General features: G+C 39.7%; 11 protein-coding genes. 4 read left to right on the top strand and 7 right to left on the bottom strand.

The genetic code is table 11. The features are described from left to right. Positions 1-350: 350 nt before the first annotated feature. Positions 351-503: a DUF2683 family protein gene (locus C4F40_RS01140; protein WP_196937537.1), complete on the top strand. Its 153-nt coding sequence runs from the start codon at positions 351-353 to the stop codon at positions 501-503. Between the two features lie 59 nt (positions 504-562). On the opposite strand, the gene C4F40_RS01145 is transcribed toward C4F40_RS01140, so the two are convergent. From C4F40_RS01145 to C4F40_RS01175, 7 genes are all read right to left on the bottom strand, one after another. After that, complete coding sequence (locus C4F40_RS01145) at positions 563-1,204, bottom strand: hypothetical protein (protein WP_196937538.1); 642 nt, start codon at positions 1,202-1,204, stop codon at positions 563-565. A 223-nt stretch (positions 1,205-1,427) separates the two neighbouring features. Continuing rightward, positions 1,428-1,952 (bottom strand): hypothetical protein, encoded by a 525-nt coding sequence (locus tag C4F40_RS01150; RefSeq protein WP_196937539.1) that lies wholly within the window; start codon positions 1,950-1,952, stop codon positions 1,428-1,430. A gap of 6 nt (positions 1,953-1,958) precedes the next feature. Then, on the bottom strand, positions 1,959-2,378 hold the full coding sequence (locus C4F40_RS01155) for a hypothetical protein (RefSeq protein ID WP_196937540.1): 420 nt from the start codon (positions 2,376-2,378) through the stop codon (positions 1,959-1,961). A 32-nt stretch (positions 2,379-2,410) separates the two neighbouring features. Next, positions 2,411-2,623 carry a hypothetical protein gene (locus C4F40_RS01160; protein WP_196937541.1) on the bottom strand — a complete coding sequence of 71 codons (213 nt, stop codon included), beginning with the start codon at positions 2,621-2,623 and terminating at the stop codon, positions 2,411-2,413. Positions 2,624-2,730: 107 nt separating this feature from the next. Next, on the bottom strand, positions 2,731-6,183 hold the full coding sequence (locus C4F40_RS01165) for a DEAD/DEAH box helicase (RefSeq protein ID WP_196937542.1): 3,453 nt from the start codon (positions 6,181-6,183) through the stop codon (positions 2,731-2,733). A gap of 232 nt (positions 6,184-6,415) precedes the next feature. Continuing rightward, a complete protein-coding gene (locus C4F40_RS01170) occupies positions 6,416-8,173 on the bottom strand; it encodes a HEPN domain-containing protein (RefSeq protein ID WP_196937543.1) in 1,758 nt (585 codons plus the stop codon). Between the two features lie 237 nt (positions 8,174-8,410). Beyond that, on the bottom strand, positions 8,411-12,145 hold the full coding sequence (locus tag C4F40_RS01175; RefSeq protein WP_196937544.1) for a hybrid sensor histidine kinase/response regulator transcription factor: 3,735 nt from the start codon (positions 12,143-12,145) through the stop codon (positions 8,411-8,413). Positions 12,146-12,442: 297 nt separating this feature from the next. On the opposite strand from C4F40_RS01175, the gene C4F40_RS01180 reads away from it, so the two are divergent. The 3 genes from C4F40_RS01180 to C4F40_RS01190 all read left to right on the top strand — a co-directional run bounded on the left by C4F40_RS01180 (position 12,443) and on the right by C4F40_RS01190 (position 16,947). After that, entirely contained in the window at positions 12,443-13,471 is a 1,029-nt protein-coding gene (locus C4F40_RS01180) for a GntR family transcriptional regulator (protein WP_196937545.1), read from the top strand. A 163-nt stretch (positions 13,472-13,634) separates the two neighbouring features. Continuing rightward, a complete protein-coding gene (locus tag C4F40_RS01185; RefSeq protein WP_196937546.1) occupies positions 13,635-16,487 on the top strand; it encodes a glycoside hydrolase family 2 protein in 2,853 nt (950 codons plus the stop codon). Between the two features lie 160 nt (positions 16,488-16,647). After that, complete coding sequence (locus C4F40_RS01190) at positions 16,648-16,947, top strand: GIY-YIG nuclease family protein (RefSeq protein ID WP_196937547.1); 300 nt, start codon at positions 16,648-16,650, stop codon at positions 16,945-16,947. Positions 16,948-17,063 lie beyond the last annotated feature (116 nt).

Here is a 17,063-nt window from a genome sequence, read left to right on the forward strand (position 1 = left end):
CATTCAATATCTCTTATCAAAAATATCCTTATCAACAATAGTTGATAAGAGGTTGTAAATTATAGTTGCTTATTGAGGCTTCCTCATTTCTTGCAGAGGCTCATTACACCGTTAAAGATACGAATTTACGTTGTCGGAAAAAATAAATATAGTCACTTTCTATATCGGAAAAACAAATAGCAGAATGGCTTATAAAATATTTCGAGATTATTTAATATTGCTCTAGGGCAAAGCATATTTGGTGAAAATTGTTTCGCTCATAGCGCATTTCTTAAGTGAGTCAAGTTAATATCGTGTATCTGACTGCTTTTATATTTTAGATATGCCATTAACTTTTGTAAGTCTGTATTATGGCAAAAATAGTTATTCATCCGAAGAGTAAAGAACAAGTGGACATTGTTAAAGCGTTTGTAACGGCCTTGAAGATGGATTTCGATACTTTCGAAATTAACAGTCCATATAATCCGGAATTTGTTAAACAGATCTTAGAATTTGTGATTTAGAAATAGTCATTGTAGTTTCCGCCAAAGGACATTACTACGATAAATAGCAAATAATTTTCTCAATAAAAGTATCGATCCAGAAGCTCCCAAAAAAACGCTTCGTCCGTACCGTGCTGCTCGAGGATCCGCTTCCAGGTTTCTTTACCAAACTGGATTTCGTTGCCAAAACTATCTTTATAAATCCACTTATCGAATATATCTTTATCAAAAGAAGCCTTATTGTTATCCCGGGTGTATTCTAATCCTCCCCCCAGATTTCTCTTGAACTGTATTTTAGAACCATTCACCCGCTCCTCCATATTGGTATGGCCAAAGATGTCTTTTCCTTCTTCCAGTTTATAGCCTTTATTATCCTCAATTATTGTCTTATCGAAGATATCCACCTTAAAAGTAGCGCTATAGTCGGATTGCCTGCTATTTTCCTTTACCAACCTCCTCAGCAGCCCGACTTGAGCATCCTTATTCCCCCGCAAACCGGGTTCTGCTTTATCTAGATATTTCTTTTCATACTGCAACTTATTATTGCGGCTATCCGTAAATATCAAATCATCAAAAATATTTTTTTCAAGGCTGGCCTTATAACTTCCGTCAGCAGATTTGTACTGGAGTGTTCCAAAAAGATCCGTGTCTATAGCACCTCGCTGTGCGAACAGACCAGAAAACGACAACACCAACGCCAAACCCAGGATAAGCTTCTTCATATCAACGAAATCTTTACAAAGATAGACTACTTACCTGAGAATTGGTTTATTCCATTTCGATAAAAACATTCAAGCAAAGTCAATTAAGGATACAACCTCGGCCACTTATCCATATTCCAGATATAAATGAGGTGTGCGGCTTCGATCACTCGTTGTAGATGCGTATGGAACTCTATTAAATAATCATCGCCTCTACTGTCATCCGCACAAGTATAATCCATACTCACCACAAGCCACCAATAAAGCGCATCTCGTGCATGAGGCGGATTGTAGGTTTCCACAGGCGAGAAAATACCTCTAGCGGATTCTTACATTCTTTCTCATCTAGGTAAACCAGATTATACGCTTCCCATTCAAATCTCTGTGGCATATGACAGTTATTGAAATAACCTATAGCTTTATTACACTCAGTTTCATCAGGTATAAAAAACTCACCGTGAGTCTCATAACTGTGACGGAGTTCGGAATCAGGCATCCAATAACTTTTATCCAATCTACAAATCATAAAAAGACCTTCTATCAAAATTTCTATAAATTCATAGCGAATAAACGTTCTTAACGTCTGTTCATGATTCATTTGATACCAAGGCTTTATCGCAGCCTGCTTCCATTCATCCAGATGTACTCTCCATGCAGGAAAATTCTCCCAACCAAAGAACTGGTTGATCACGTTAAATGGATTTCCAATCTCTTGCGGATGCAGACGACGGGGAATATAATCGTAGGGAGTATGATTAGCAAAAGGCATGATGTTTTATTTATATTGTTGAAAAATGTATCTACCTCCCTTGTTCCTTATTACGATTTTTCCCTGTTGAATCAACAAATAGACAGCTTGCTTTATATGTCTCGGCATAATGCAAAAATGACTTAGTTCCGTTTTTTTAATTTTCGTGTATAATTCAAATGGAAATTGTTCGATCAGAAAAAAGTTGTTCTCGAACAATTTGTCGAGTTCGAGACGAACATGTGATAAAGTTTCTGATTCGGCAAGAATATCTCCCTCCTTTTTCCATTCTTCAAAATAGAGACTTGGGACCGGAGGAGCTCCCTTCTCAGTTTTGAACTCCCAAGGAATCGTCAAACGATAACATCTCCACAAGGATTCTTCTTCTATGGTCAATCGTACTAAGCGTTCTTCCGTCCCTTCGTAGGGTTTGGAGTCAAACTCCATTGGTATACATTCGAAGCGTTGATAAATGCGATCTAGAAGTGTGCTTTCTTTTGTAGGAAATTTGGCACCTTATACATTTTTTCAAAATCAGTATAATAATAACTCGGTTTACCTAAGAGAAAAGATAGTTCCTCTGTTGTCCATTCATTATCCAGTCTTCTTTTTAAATAGGTATACCATTGCTTAAAGTCACTTGCATACATCATCCCCGAATGCGAGATATGATCGGTTAATATTCTTTTCATCTATTTATTTTTTTTAATGGTTGATGAGAGCTCGCTGTAAATAATCATTACCATGTGTTTCAATATTATTTACATCTCGGTTTCATAATTGTATTATTTTGAATAGGTTATTCGAATAATTTTAACAACTCTTCTTTGCTCAACGACTTCATGATATTGGTTTCATCTAGTATCAGTCCATCGGCTAGCTTCTTCTTCCGCTCCTGTAAGGCTAGGATCTTCTCTTCTACGCTATCTCTGCATACCAGTTTGTACGCATTGACATGTTTCTCCTGCCCAATGCGGTAACAACGATCGATAGCTTGTGCTTCGGCGGCAGGATTCCACCAAGGATCGAGGATGTACACGTAGTCTGCGGCGGTAAGATTGAGGCCTGTTCCTCCAGCCTTGAGACTGATCAGGAAGAGACGGCAGTTTTCATTATTCTGAAATTGCTCTACCGCGGCTTGACGTTGCGCTTGGGAAAGTTTGCCATCCAGATAGGCGTATTGCACACCGCTAACTTGTATCCGCTCGGCAACCAGTTTTAGCATTCCCGTAAAAGAAGAGAACAGGAGTACTTTGTGCCCCGGAACGACATCTTCCAGTATTTCATCGATATAGTCCAACTTGACCGCATCTTTGGCAAACATTTCTCCTTTCAAGAGACTCGGTGAGTTGCAAATCTGACGTAATTTGATCAAGGCCTCTATCGCGAGAAACTTGGATTTCGATGGTTCTTCACTTTCCAGACTATCTCGCACTTCATCCCGAAAAAGTTTTCGGTATTTGTCGTAGACTTTACGCTGTGTCGGAAGCATGTCTATGTGTAGGATCGCTTCTGTTTTGTCGGGAAGATCTAGGGCTACCTGCTTTTTGGTACGCCGAAGGATAAAGGGTTCGATCATTTTTTTGAGTGAAGTTCTCACTTCATTTCCTACTTCTTCGTCTTTGACGCCTTTAAACATTCGATTGAAATTTCGATAGTTACCGAAGAAACCTGGGTTGACCAAACTCATTTGTGCATAGAGGTCCTGTATCCCGTTTTCAATAGGTGTACCTGTCATCGCTATACGAAAGGTTGCTTGCACTTCAGATAAAATCTCGAAACGCTTCGAGTTTCTATTCTTTACGGCTTGTGATTCATCCATTATTAGGTAACTAAATGTTTGGTGCCTAAAAAAAACTGCATCCGCTATTAACGTCCCATAAGTTGTAACGATAATTACGTCATTCTTAAGTGAAGCCTGCTCCTTACGTTTTAAACCATGGTATATGCTTATCTGTCTATTAGGAGCGAATTTTTGGAATTCATTCTGCCAGTTAAAAAGCAATGTGTTCGGTACGACAATGAGCGACGGTGGTGCGTCAGAGTTCGCCTCGTAGAAGGACTCTAACAACGTGATAGCCTGTAAAGTCTTACCCAATCCCATGTCGTCTGCTAAGATACCTCCCCATTGAAATTCGTTAAGAAAGGCCATCCAACTGAATCCTGCCTGTTGGTAGGGGCGTAAGGTTGCTTGCACTGTTTCGGGAATCGCCAGTTGTGGAATCTCGTCAAGGTTGGCTAATTTTGCTCTACGTTCACGAAGACTTTCCTGGATAATACTGGCATCTATCTTTTCTAATAGCGTTTGAAAAGACAGCATCTGCGCTGAAGTTAATTTGATGCAATCATCCTCAACAATGCCATGTGTATACAATGGGTCAAAAAGGGCTTTATCTGATCTTTTTAAGAACGCATAATTTCCGTTGTCCAAAGGAAAGATGCCAGGCGAATCGTTTACCACATTCTCGAATTCAGCAGTAGTATAAAGCTTTTGTCCAAATTTGAATTTGAAGTAAATAGAAAAGAAGCGGTTCTCCGGAATAACTTTCACGACCTCCCAGCTTAATTCCTGTGGAAAATACTCACTACCTTTTTTTACTTTATTAATGACTACTTTGATGCCTTTTCCCCTACAGGATTTAATAAAGTTTCCTAACCAATTACTCCGCTTGATTGTGACTTTTGGTAATGCCAATCGACTTTTGAAAGCCTGTTCTTGAAAGCGAATATGTTGGTTTATAATTTCTTCATGTTGTAATTGAACCTCCGCTCTCTCATAATAATACATTACATTTTCTCTACGATATATCATGCAATTAGCTTGCGACGCAACCGGCCATTCATTGGATGATTTGTCGAAATAAGATAAATCGAAACATAAATATTCTTCAATTGCGCTTATAGTAACTTTTGTCATCAGCGCTTCGTGCATTTTTTTAATAGAGGAGCTATTACTAATCGCTTCTATCGCAAATTCAAATCGTTTGCTTAGAGGAAAAACAATCTCTTCAAAAAAGTTAATTAGGTCTTGTTTTAATGCAGTCAATTTGAATTTACACAATCGAAATTGTTGTAGTACCTGTTCTACATCCACATCATCTATGAACAGTGTATGATCATCTGTCAACTGTAAGAAATAGCAATAAATATTACTGCCGAAAATGGGTGCCACAATCAATTCCTCTAGATAGTATAAATGAAGCGATAACCCTAAACTACCGTCTTCTTCTTCTTTAATCTTGAATTTGATTTTAAGATCATTGCCAGCTAAGGTTACAGTTGATTTATGAACACCATATTTGGCTGGTAGCTTGAACGAATTAATATCGAAGCTATAATTCGAAGAGGTAAAAAATGATAGCTCCGTTATTTTAGCGTGGAGAGAAGTTCTCCATTGATTTACCAAAAAGCTTTTTAATGTGGAGCCATCTATTGATAAAGAGTTGTCGCAATCAGATTTAAGTTTTAATATTTTTTTACATAAGGTTTCCAATACGACGTCTTCTGAATTGTATTGGATCGTTTGTTCATGGTTTTCTTCTCTTAGATAGCTAAATCGTGATTTCGTATTGTCTGAGTCATCGGTTAAGAATGGGATAATTATTGGAATTCCCAAAAAGTGTAGATTGGTCGGAACTGCAAAGATAGGACGGGAAAAATTTGGCAAAGCACTAGCTTGGTTTGATAAAATAATCTTCTCGTTAATGATATTTTCTCCCAAATAATTATTCCGGTAACCAAATATACGGCCATGTTCAGTATGATTAGTATAAAATGCTTTTGGGGAGTGTGTCCAAATGTCAATATGGTAGTTAAAAAAGCTCTGTTGCTCCAAGGGCAAACAATCTACCTCTTCCTTGTATAGATTTTTAAAGAAAAAAAAATCTTTTTCTGCCTTGCTATACAATGCGCTCGCTGCATGTATACAAATTCCCGCCACGATCTTTTTGCAACTGCAACACACAGATAAGCCTTCGGGCAGCAGCTCGAGGTCGAGATTTGGCGCTTTTGCACCGTGGTGACTGAGCTGAGCGTTAAACTTTCGGGCATTTACATAGGTAAACTTTCTGATCCATACACGGAACTTTCTCAAGTCAGATTTCGCTTTATAAAGGGAAGCTATAAAATTCGGGTTCAACTTGAACTCCTCCCCATCCTCCCAAGGAATTAAAAAAGGTTCAGAAGCTTTCCGTTTAGGCAAAACGGTAGTTGTCGCTTCCTTTTCGGAAGCAATAGTTTGCGTTGTTTCCATATGTTGGTTATTTTAGGTGGTAGCTGTTAGCAGGCCTACATCGGTGTCATCAGATCCCGAAGTGACACCTTGTAGGCTGCTTTCATAACTTATAGTTTTAATCTGTTTATGAATTAAGTCCTTGTCGTCCTTAGGATAGGAGGGATCTGTACGGGGTCTATGTTTTTAGATCCTTCCACGATGTTCAGGATGACAAATGTCGATTGAGATTGCTTGTATGACGCTGCTAGTTTCATGCAGGTTCTGGCTCTGGTTCGGCATATTCTTTTAACTGCTTTAACACGATTTCAAATTGATCATTAAAAAAGTTCACGTACTTAGCTGTTTTAGACCCATTTAAAAATGAATTTTCTAATAACCTGTGAAACATCCCCTCACCCCAGATTTTGTTGGGACGTAGCAATAAGCCTAATTGAAATGATTCTGATTCCTTTCTACGGTAAAGGAACTCAATAATTTGTCGGTCAATTACACCTGTCCAATCAATTAAATCACGTAAAGGGATATTTTTGGGAAGATAACCGACAGCGCAACATATATAAGAAATCACAGCAGATTCTAACACACCTTTTACCACACAGAAAAGTAACACTTCTTCAGTTACGTTGTTAATAGCTAAGCTTTCCGAGATTTCTATTAAGGTATTCTTTGCGGTTTCGGATACCTTCTTCATTCTTTCATATTCTCCATTCCAATCCACCTCTCCAACGTCAAAGCTTGGTTCAAAAGTCGACTTCCGCCTAAGTACATGCCCCTTCGTCCACAATGTATGCACAAAGCGATCTCCAACAGCCAGTTTTTTCTCAACGTCTTTGACACTCATAAACACCACCATTGCGCTTGTTACACCAACTTGCATACATTTAAAATGAAATGGTCCGGTGTTTTTCATAATAACCACTAGATAGAGCTCAACTTTGATTCCGTCTTTTTCCTTATTCTCTTGCTGAAACAAGTTACTGCCTGAGAATCCGCCTGTATGGTAATTTAACATGATGACCTGCTCGGGATTGTGATTTGTTCGGATCTTATCCAACAGTTTATTGGTATCAGCCTTATAATGCTGTAACCAGGGGAATTCGCCGAAATCTTCACAGACGATGTTTTTTGTTTCGAGGCGTTGCTCCGCCTCCCCTGTATGCTCCGATTTAGCTGGGGCAGTTTTGGATTGCTCTTGATCAGTCTTCTCCGTTGCCATTTTATCACGGTATGCGGTGACGCAGCTCACCATCAAGGTTACACGTTTGTCCATTTCATACCGGGCTAGCTCACAGGTATGAAGCAATACCTCAAATTCATCTTTTGTCATATCGATCTGTTCCCACTTTAATGTCTTGACATAGCTTTGGTCCAGTTTCCGAAGGAGATCAGCATACGAGCTATCGTACGCAAAGATTTCCGGTAATATGGGAGAGATCCCACGAACGGTCCGGAATAGATGTTCCAAGTTATGACCTTTCGATGCCTTAATTCCCACCGTTGCTTGAAAGGCTTTGAGACGGGTCTCGACAAATTGATGTAACATGTAGGTCGCCTGCGTATAATCTTCCTTGGTCAAAAAATTATCTACTCCCAGTCGGAATTCATCGGATATCGCTTTCGATTTGTTGTAATTATATTGTGCCAACTCCAGCAAACCACTGAGGTTTTTACCAGAGAATAGGGCATTGGATATCTTTTTACTTGCGTAGCATAGATGTTCAGGTAGCGATACATAGGTGTGGTAAAGACTACCTTGTTTTATCTTATTTGACCATTCGCCCGCAATAATCATATCGAAAGGAATTTCTTCTTCCATATCCGACATGCACAGGGATACAATAGGTGCTAATGCATTTGGCGCCATTCCCTTTACAGGATTTACAACGAGCAATAGCTTTGTTTCCCGTGGTTGTTCGCCTTCTTCGGAGGGAAATGAGAACTTGTAAATACGTTCGACGTCGATTCGCTGCACTAGCCGGTCAATTAAAAATTGGGTGTCAACTATCATAAAAGTGTTTATTAAAATGGTTTTTGTATTTATTATCTATACAAACGTATTGATAAATATTTAATAAAACAAACGTATGTTAAATATTTAAATATATTTATTGTATATAACTATACATTTGTATAGGTATATTGAATGTATTAAATGGGATTTTCAGTTGGGGGTGAACGGATTATAGAAGAGGTTATCTAAAATCCGTGGGACTACTACTTATTGTACAGCATGGTCGACAGCAGCTTACAGAGGAGTAGAATTGTTGTCCGAATAGCTATTTGCATAGGCAGAGGGAGAATCTCCAAATTTAGCCTTGAAGCACTTTCTAAAATAATCGGAATCGGTGAAACCTACCATATAGGCAATTTCGCTAACATGGAATTTCTTTTCCCGGAGTAACTGCTGTGCACGTTTTAACCGGATTTCTTTGATCAGATCGGCCATACTGTAGCCTGTCAGCGCTTTCATCTTCCGATAGAGTTGCGCACGGCTTAGTCCCACAGAAGTACACACTGCATCTATTTTTAAATCAGAATCTGAAATATGTTCCTCCACATAGCTTAACACTTTCTGAAGCAACGAGTCATCGGGAGAGATTAGACTTATTTCTGAAGGTTCTAGCGAAACTTTCTGTTTAAATTTCTCTTGTAACCTGAAGTAGTTGAGTAATTGATTCCTAACTTTTAACGCCAATGATGGCAGATGAAAAGGTTTTACGATGTAATCATCCGCCCCCATTTCCAGCCCCTCTACTTCATATTCAACAAGAGATTTTGCGGTCAATAGGATAACGGGTATATGGCAGAGCAGAAGATCCGATTTTACATGGGCACAAAATGTAATTCCATCCATGTTCGGCATCATTACATCACTGATAATTAGGTCGGGTAAATGTTTTCTAGCCAGTGTTATACCCTCTATTCCGTCAACGGCTTCAAGTATACGATACGTGCCAATAAAGAATTCATATAAATAACGTCGCATCTCGGAATTGTCTTCAACGATCAATAAGGTGCATTTTCGGGGTAATGTGGGTGCAGATACCTCGATTTCCGCTCGTCCCTGCATGCTGGGATTGGCGACAATAGGTTGGAAATATGCACGAGGGGTAGGTGTGGGCTGTTTTACACTCTTTGTTTTGTCTGTTGGTAACGTCAGGCGAAAAACAGTACGGTTTTCACCCTCAAATGTTGGTGTGCTCGTGGCATATAGGGAGCCTCCATGTAATTCAATCAACGACTTGCTGTAGGTTAAGCCTAGTCCTGATCCGCCTGATACTGTTGATTTTCCTTGCTGAAACGGTTGAAATATACGAGCTAAATCTTCTTGCAAGATCCCTACACCATTATCTGTTACGTCAATTGTAACGCATTCAGCACCATTATCCAATGTTGCGTATATGGCTACTATTATTTTCCCGCCCTCATTGGTGAATTTAAATGCATTGGATAGCAAGTTATATAACACCTTTTCCACCTTATCAGGATCAAAAGCGATAGGGTAGGAAGAGAGACTCGTTTCCAGTTGTAAGGTTATCTGTTTTGAATGGGCTACCTGTAGGAAGGATTCCACCACATCGCTCACAAAGGTGATGAGATCCCGGTGTTCAAGGATCAGTTGTTCATGGCCGGTTTCAAACCGGCGGATATCCAGCAATTGGTTTACTATTTTTAGAAGCCTATTCCCGTTGTTCTCCATGGTCTTTAGCTGGCTTTGTATTGTCAGGTTATCTTTACATAACTGCAACAATTGCTGGATGGGTGTTAGGATAAGTGTCAGCGGTGTTTTTATTTCATGCGAAATATTGGTGAAGAATTGGACCTTACTTTCGTGCAGCTCCCGTTCTTTCTCGTGGAGGATGGCTTCATAGGTAAGTTTGCTCTTCAATTTCGCGTAACGTACGATATAATAATAATAGGCATATAATAACGCTAAAAAGACTAGGGTGTAGAAAAAATACGCCGCTGTACTGGCCCATATAGGTGGTGCTACGGTGAGACGTAATACCGTCGGGTTGGGATTCCATATACCATCGCTGTTGGACGCCCTCACTTTAAAAGTATATTTTCCCGGGGCTAAATTGGAATAGGTTGCAGACCGCCTTGTCGCATCCGTGTAAATCCAATCTTTATCAAATCCTTCCAGCATATATGCATATTTATTTCCGGCTGGATTGGTGTAATGCAATGCGGCGAACTCGATCGCTATACTTTTATCATCATGTGTAAGATCAAGTGCTGTTGTTAGGTACAGCGGTTTGTGTAGTAATACCCGTCCGTTTACAGTGCCGTCGACTTCGACGGGTTCATTTAATATTTGTAGCTCCGTGAACACCACACGAGGCAGAATTGTATCTGTTTTTATGCTGTCTGGGTGAAAGGTGTTCACGCCCTTATTACCACCAAAATACAACAGATTTGAGTGCGGACTTTTATAAACTGCACCTTCTGCAAACTCATTACTCTGAAGACCATCTTGCTGTGAAAATGTGCGTATTGCAAACGTCTTTTTGTTTATTTTCGAGATGCCTTGTTTGTGGCTTACCCATAGGAACCCCTGTGTATCTTCTGTTATCCCAGCAATTGTTCCTTTTGGTAGTGTATAGGAGACGCCCGAAAAATGTTTAATGGATTTTGTCTTGGGATCGTAACGGTCAAGTCCGTTTCCGGTGCCTATCCACACGTTACGTTCTTGGTCTTCATAGATACTGTAAATCCGATTATCACTCAGGGTATTGATAGAACTGCTGTCGTGCTTTAAATGCATCACTGTCGAGAGATCTCCATTACGTTCTTCTTTAAAAACGACGATTCCACTTCCCTCTGTACCAGCCCATATTTGATGTTTACTGTCCTGAAAGATCGTCCACACATGTTCTTGCGGCAGTGTTTTGGCGGGATCAAAATGAATCAGCGTATCTGATGCTCTTGAGTATTTAAAAATACCATTCCAGGTTGCTAGCCATATATTGTGCTGGTGATCTTCCATAACGCCAAATACAGTCGCACTCGATAATGCTGGATGTTCTATCCGTGTGATTATCTTAGACTTTGGATCGTAACGATCGACGCCACGCTGTCCTCCGATCCAGATGTATCCTTTTGAGTCGCAGAAAACCTTCTTTATATAATTACTTTTTAGTGAGTTTGGATTCCTTTCATCGTGCTGAAAGTGCTGATAGATTCCATTTTTTTGTATAACGCTTATACCTTTACTCCGGGTAGCGATCCATAGATTACCCGATAGGTCCTCGCAGATGGAACGGATGGTGTTGTCTATAATCGAATTACTATGGTGCGGGTCGTGGTGCAGATAGTGGAAAGGGTTGGCTTCGAGGTAGGTTTTGTTGATGCCGTTACTGTAAGTGCCCAACCATAAAATACGTTGATTATCAAGATAGATATCGCTTATATAATTGTCGTTGATAGACCACATGTTTATCGGGTCGGTGGCATATTGTTTGCGAAGGCCTGTAGGAAGATGGGTTTCGACGACGGCATTCGTATAACTATCCAAATACCATTGGTGTTGTTTGTACGTATAATTAACACTTAGCCGATGATTTCTCCTTATTATACGCTGCCATAGTTCGTCCGGAATTTGGTCTCTTGGTATGCGATCAAAATCATCCGTATCATAATTGTATCTACAGAGGAACTTTTCGTCAAATGTTAATGCCCAAACTTCGCCGTCTGCATCGGTGAGAATATTATGAATTCTATTATTAATGATGCTTTTGGGATTACTGGCATCATAGCGATATATCCGAAACTTGTAACCGTCGTAACGCGCTAATCCGGACCAAGTGCCGAACCACATGAATCCGTATTTATCCTTGGTAATGCCATGTATGGTACTGTGGGGAAGACCATTCTCAGAAGTGATATGATCAAATTTTAAGTTAAGAAACTGGCAATAAGCATGCGATCCGGAAAGGAAAAACAACAACATGATTAATAAACTTACCTGTCTATACATTGGTCACTCTTAAAAATTACCCGCTATAATGCTCCTAATTTAACCAAATTATGTGAAATAGTATCCTGTACCAGCCTGAATAATAGTCGACGGCCATAATCGTCTAAATATAGGAATGTGTTTTTGGCTAATGGATGTTAGCTTTTAAGTGGCTTTTTGACTAGGATGAGACGTTTTTACACGTAATTTGAGTGATTTTTACTGGTTGTAGAAATGTGAATAAGGATAAGTTTGTGGTACGGTGATGCAAGGCGTCACATTATAAACCCATATCTCTAACCAGTAAATTTTTGAACGATGAAAGGTGCAGCGCTAATCAACAGTATCCACATTAATAACTTCTCTTCAATTCCCATGTATATGCAGCTAGCAGATGGTGTAATAGAAGCAGTAAAAAATAATATCGTTAAGGTTCGGGATCCACTCCCATCCATCAATGAGTTGAGTATGCAACTGCGGGTTTCACGTGATACCGTCGAAAAAGGATATAATTTTTTGAAGAAACAGGAGGTGATTAAGGCTAATCCAGGAAAGGGTTATTTCATCTTAAAGGGAGAAATGGACCGAAAGCGGATCGCTATCTTTTTGAATAAATTAAGTGTACATAAAAAAATAGTATACGATTCCTTTGCGCAGACATTGGGAAACGAAGCTTCATTGGATTTATTTGTCTACAACAGTGATATCAGTCATCTCAGGAATTTACTTAAAAATCTATCTAAATCTTACGACCGTTATGTGATCTTTCCACATTTCAAAGAAGGAAGAGACCAAGCGCAAGACGTGCTCTCGTTGATTCCTTCAGAAAAAATTGTGTTATTGGGGAAAACGGTAGAAGGTCTGCAAGGTAAGTTTGCCGTTATTTATGAGAATTATGAAAAAGATATCTATGAAGCGCTAGAACGAATTCGTGAACCATTATCAAAATATAAAACATTGAAGCTAATCTTTCCAGATAAAAGTGATTATCCGAAAGCGATCATTAAGGGTTTTTATAAATTTTGCCAGGAATATGCTTTCGATCATATTTTGGTAGATAATCTCGACAAGGAGTCCATCAAGAAAGAGGTTTGTTATATCAATTTAGCGGAAGATGATCTTGTACTATTGTTGGATAAGATCATTGTTAAAGGCTATCAGATTGGTCAAGATATTGGTGTGATATCGTACAACGAAACACCACTTAAAAAATATATGCTGGATGGAATCACAACAATTTCCGCCGATTTTGAACTAATGGGAAAATATGCTGCACAATGTATTCTTGAAAATTCGCGTGAACATATGGAAGTGCCTTTTTATACCAATCTTAGATCTTCGGTTTAGCCCGGAGAATCAAGTGAAGATACGCTGTTGGATTAAGGATGGCGACCGCCAAAGATCGAAGATCCGAACACTTTGCGTCATTTGGTCAGGATAGCGCAGGATACGATTTTCGTTAAAGATACCTATATTCGGGTCGACCATTTTTACTAAACCATTGTATTTTATGCGTTTTAATATTTTTTGTATAACAGCTTATTTTTTATTCTTTTCGACAGCCATTAGTCAGACGAAACAGATCCAATATTTATCAGGTACCGACAACGAGAATACGGTTACTTGGGATTTTTGGGTCAATGGTGGTAGAAAGGCCGGTAAATGGTCCACCATAGAAGTACCTAGTCATTGGGAACAACAGGGCTTTGGAGCGTATAATTACGGACGCGATTATGTGACTTACGGCAAGAACTTTAGGTTCAATGATGAGAAGGGACTATATAAACATAAGTTCGTCGTGCCCAAGGATTGGCAGGGTAAAAAAGTATCCATTGTTTTTGAAGGTTCCATGACCGATACAGAAGTGAAGATAAATGGAAAGCTTGCCGGAGATACCCACCAAGGATCTTTTTACAGATTCAAATATGATATCAGCGATAAGGTCTTTTATGGCAAGGATAATCAAATTGAAGTGCTCGTATCGAAGATGTCTGCTGACAATTCGGTTAATAACGCGGAGCGTTTAGCCGATTATTGGATCTTGGGAGGCATCTACCGCCCCGTTTATTTAGAGGCAACACCACAAAGTCATATCAGCTGGACAGCAATTGATGCGAAAGCCGACGGATCATTCCAGGCAAATGTTTACTTCGGAAACATCGGTGAAAATTCCGAGATCTCCGTTGAAATCAAAGATAAAAACAATACGGTGATTGGTTCTTCTACTGTCAAAGTAGACAAAAAAGATACGCTTAAAAATATTGCCGTTAAAATCAAAGATCCCTTACAATGGACGGCTGAGACACCTAATCTGTACTATGCGCATTTTACCTTGAAGTCCAATAAAAAAGAGATTTATACGACGAAAGAACGCTTTGGCTTTCGTACAATAGAAGTACGCCAAGGGGATGGGATTTATGTAAACGGGACGAAGGTTAAAATGAAAGGTGTAAACAGACATGTATGGTGGCCGGAAACAGGGAGGAGTGTCAATGCACGCTTGGACTTGATGGACGTAAAGTTGATTAAGGAAATGAATATGAATGCGGTTCGCTGTTCACATTATCCGCCCGACAAATCTTTTTTGGATATCTGTGATTCCTTAGGTTTGTATGTACTGGACGAACTTGCCGGATGGCAAAAGGCTTATGCCACACCTGTAGGCAAAAAGCTGGTGCGTGAAATGGTGATTCGGGATGCTAATCATCCGTCGATATTTATATGGAGTAACGGGAATGAAGGTGGACACAACAAAGAACTGGTCAATGAGTATCGTAAATACGATCTATCCGACCGGGTCGTTATGCATGCGCATCACAGGCCGGGGAATGCCATCAATGGTATCGATGGCAACCATTATGAAGATTATTATTCCACACAAAAAATACTGGAAGGTCCCAATATCTATATGACGACCGAGTTCTTACATGCGCAGGATGACGGTGGCGCTGCGGCGGGTCTGGCCGATATTTGGGAGCTGCATTGGCAGGCCAGGCTAGGTGGAGGTGGTTTTATCTGGGATTTTGCCGATGAAGGTATTGTCCGCACGGATTTTAATGGCATTATTGATGTGAACAAGGTTAATGCACCGGATGGTATTGTCGGGCCGCACCGCGAAAAGGAGGGAAGCTTCTATGCTATTCGAGAGATTTTCTCACCTGTGCATATCAAAATGAAATCGTTGCCTGCTGACTTTGCGGGTAAGATCGATGTGGAAAATCGCTACCATCACACCAATCTTTCGGATTGTTCTTTTGAATACCAATTAGTCGATTACAAGAAGCCTTACGATAATGAATCCGGATTTACCGTGAAACATACAGCTGCGGTTACAGCCAACGATATTAAACCTCACGAAAAGGGTACCTTCAACTTAACCCTGCCTGCGGACTGGAAAAATTACGATGCGTTGCATTTCAGAGCAGTGGATCCGCATGGCGAAGAAATTTATGCGTGGACGTGGCGTGTCAAATCCAATACCGCGATTACCCAATCCATATTAGCTGTAAAAACGTCTACTGACGTCGAACTCAAAGAGGATTCAATTGCATACATATTAAAAGCAAACGGAATTAGTGTATTTATTGATAAGCAGACAGGTTTACTTTCTGACTTGGCAAATGACTACAGCATGAAACTGGCTTTCAATAATGGTCCAGTGTTGGTAAACGGCAATGCTGTTTTCAAAGGTATTAAAACCTATCAGGAAGGTCGAAATCAAGTCGTGGAATGTGATTTTGACGGCAATTTGGATTTCTTAAAATGGACTATGCATCCCAATGGATGGTTGAAGTTGGACTATAAGTATAATTTGAATGGTGATTATGCATTTGCCGGAGTGAGCTTTAATTATCCTGAAAACTATATCATTGGTGCCAAATGGTTAGGTAACGGTCCGTACCGGGTATGGAAAAATAGATTACAGGGTGTAACCCTAAATACCTGGGAAAGTATGTACAACGATTCTAAAGCGGGTATCGGTCCTTGGACGTTTCCGGAGTTCAAGGGGTATTTTTCGGATATATCCTGGATGGAGTTTAACACGACCCAAGGGAAATTTCTAGTGGCCACTGACCAACCGGATATGTATGTACGTTTATTCGATTTTTACGGTATTTCAGGACCCAAAAATTATCCCGAACTCCCAAAAGGAGATGTTTCCTTCTTGGATGCCATACCTGCTGTAGGAACTAAGTTGGCCATGGGGATTAACAACCGCCCCGGCGTAAATGGACCTAGCGGCGAACCGACAAAAATTAATGCACATATAGAACGGACGTTATATTTCTATTTTGGAATTCCAAAAGCAGAGAAAGAAAATAACCAGTTTGAAATGCCTAAAGAGAATATCTTAACGGATTAACGTTATGAAACGGTTTGTTTGTTGTCGTACAGATCTTAGACCCATTCGACTTCACTGCGTTTTGCTCAGGGTGACGTTGTTTTTTTAGGAATGTGTCGTCATCCCGATTGGAGCATAGCGAAACAGAGGGATCTAAGAACATCGGTGTTACCTTGCAATTATGGAAAGAGGTGGGGTTGTATATATTTTAACAAATGTAAATAGAACAGTGCTCTATATTGGAGTAACATCAGATCTATACGTCCGATTAGTCGAACACCGTGAAAAGAAGTATATTAATTCATTCACGAGCAGATACAATACAATTATTTGTGTTTACTATGAGTTCTTCTCTACAATTGAAGAAGCAATTAATAGAGAAAAGCAAATTAAGAAATGGAGAAGGGATAAAAAAGAATTTGTTATCAATGCTATTAATCCTGAATGGAAGGATCTTTGGAAGACAATCAAGGATTGGTAATTACCAAGAGATCATTACGAGAATTCAGAGTTTTTACAAAATATATCCTGATCAGAGCAAAGTGAGGTCGATGGATCTAAAGCTCTGTCGTTTAGATCCCTCCACTTCGGTCGGGA

Source organism: Sphingobacterium pedocola (assembly GCF_015209965.1).
Classification (GTDB): Bacteria; Bacteroidota; Bacteroidia; order Sphingobacteriales; family Sphingobacteriaceae; genus Sphingobacterium; species Sphingobacterium pedocola.

Excerpts from the sequence above, each read along its gene's own strand:
- C4F40_RS01180 (WP_196937545.1), top strand. The coding sequence starts at position 12,443 with ATGAAAGGTGCAGCGCTAATCAACAGTATCCACATTAATAACTTCTCT.
- C4F40_RS01140 (WP_196937537.1), top strand. The coding sequence starts at position 351 with ATGGCAAAAATAGTTATTCATCCGAAGAGTAAAGAACAAGTGGACATT.
- C4F40_RS01190 (WP_196937547.1), top strand. The coding sequence starts at position 16,648 with ATGGAAAGAGGTGGGGTTGTATATATTTTAACAAATGTAAATAGAACA.
- C4F40_RS01165 (WP_196937542.1), bottom strand. The coding sequence starts at position 6,183 with ATGGAAACAACGCAAACTATTGCTTCCGAAAAGGAAGCGACAACTACC.
- C4F40_RS01175 (WP_196937544.1), bottom strand. The coding sequence starts at position 12,145 with ATGTATAGACAGGTAAGTTTATTAATCATGTTGTTGTTTTTCCTTTCC.
- C4F40_RS01150 (WP_196937539.1), bottom strand. The coding sequence starts at position 1,952 with ATGCCTTTTGCTAATCATACTCCCTACGATTATATTCCCCGTCGTCTG.
- C4F40_RS01160 (WP_196937541.1), bottom strand. The coding sequence starts at position 2,623 with ATGAAAAGAATATTAACCGATCATATCTCGCATTCGGGGATGATGTAT.
- C4F40_RS01170 (WP_196937543.1), bottom strand. The coding sequence starts at position 8,173 with ATGATAGTTGACACCCAATTTTTAATTGACCGGCTAGTGCAGCGAATC.
- C4F40_RS01145 (WP_196937538.1), bottom strand. The coding sequence starts at position 1,204 with ATGAAGAAGCTTATCCTGGGTTTGGCGTTGGTGTTGTCGTTTTCTGGT.
- C4F40_RS01155 (WP_196937540.1), bottom strand. The coding sequence starts at position 2,378 with ATGGAGTTTGACTCCAAACCCTACGAAGGGACGGAAGAACGCTTAGTA.
- C4F40_RS01185 (WP_196937546.1), top strand. The coding sequence starts at position 13,635 with ATGCGTTTTAATATTTTTTGTATAACAGCTTATTTTTTATTCTTTTCG.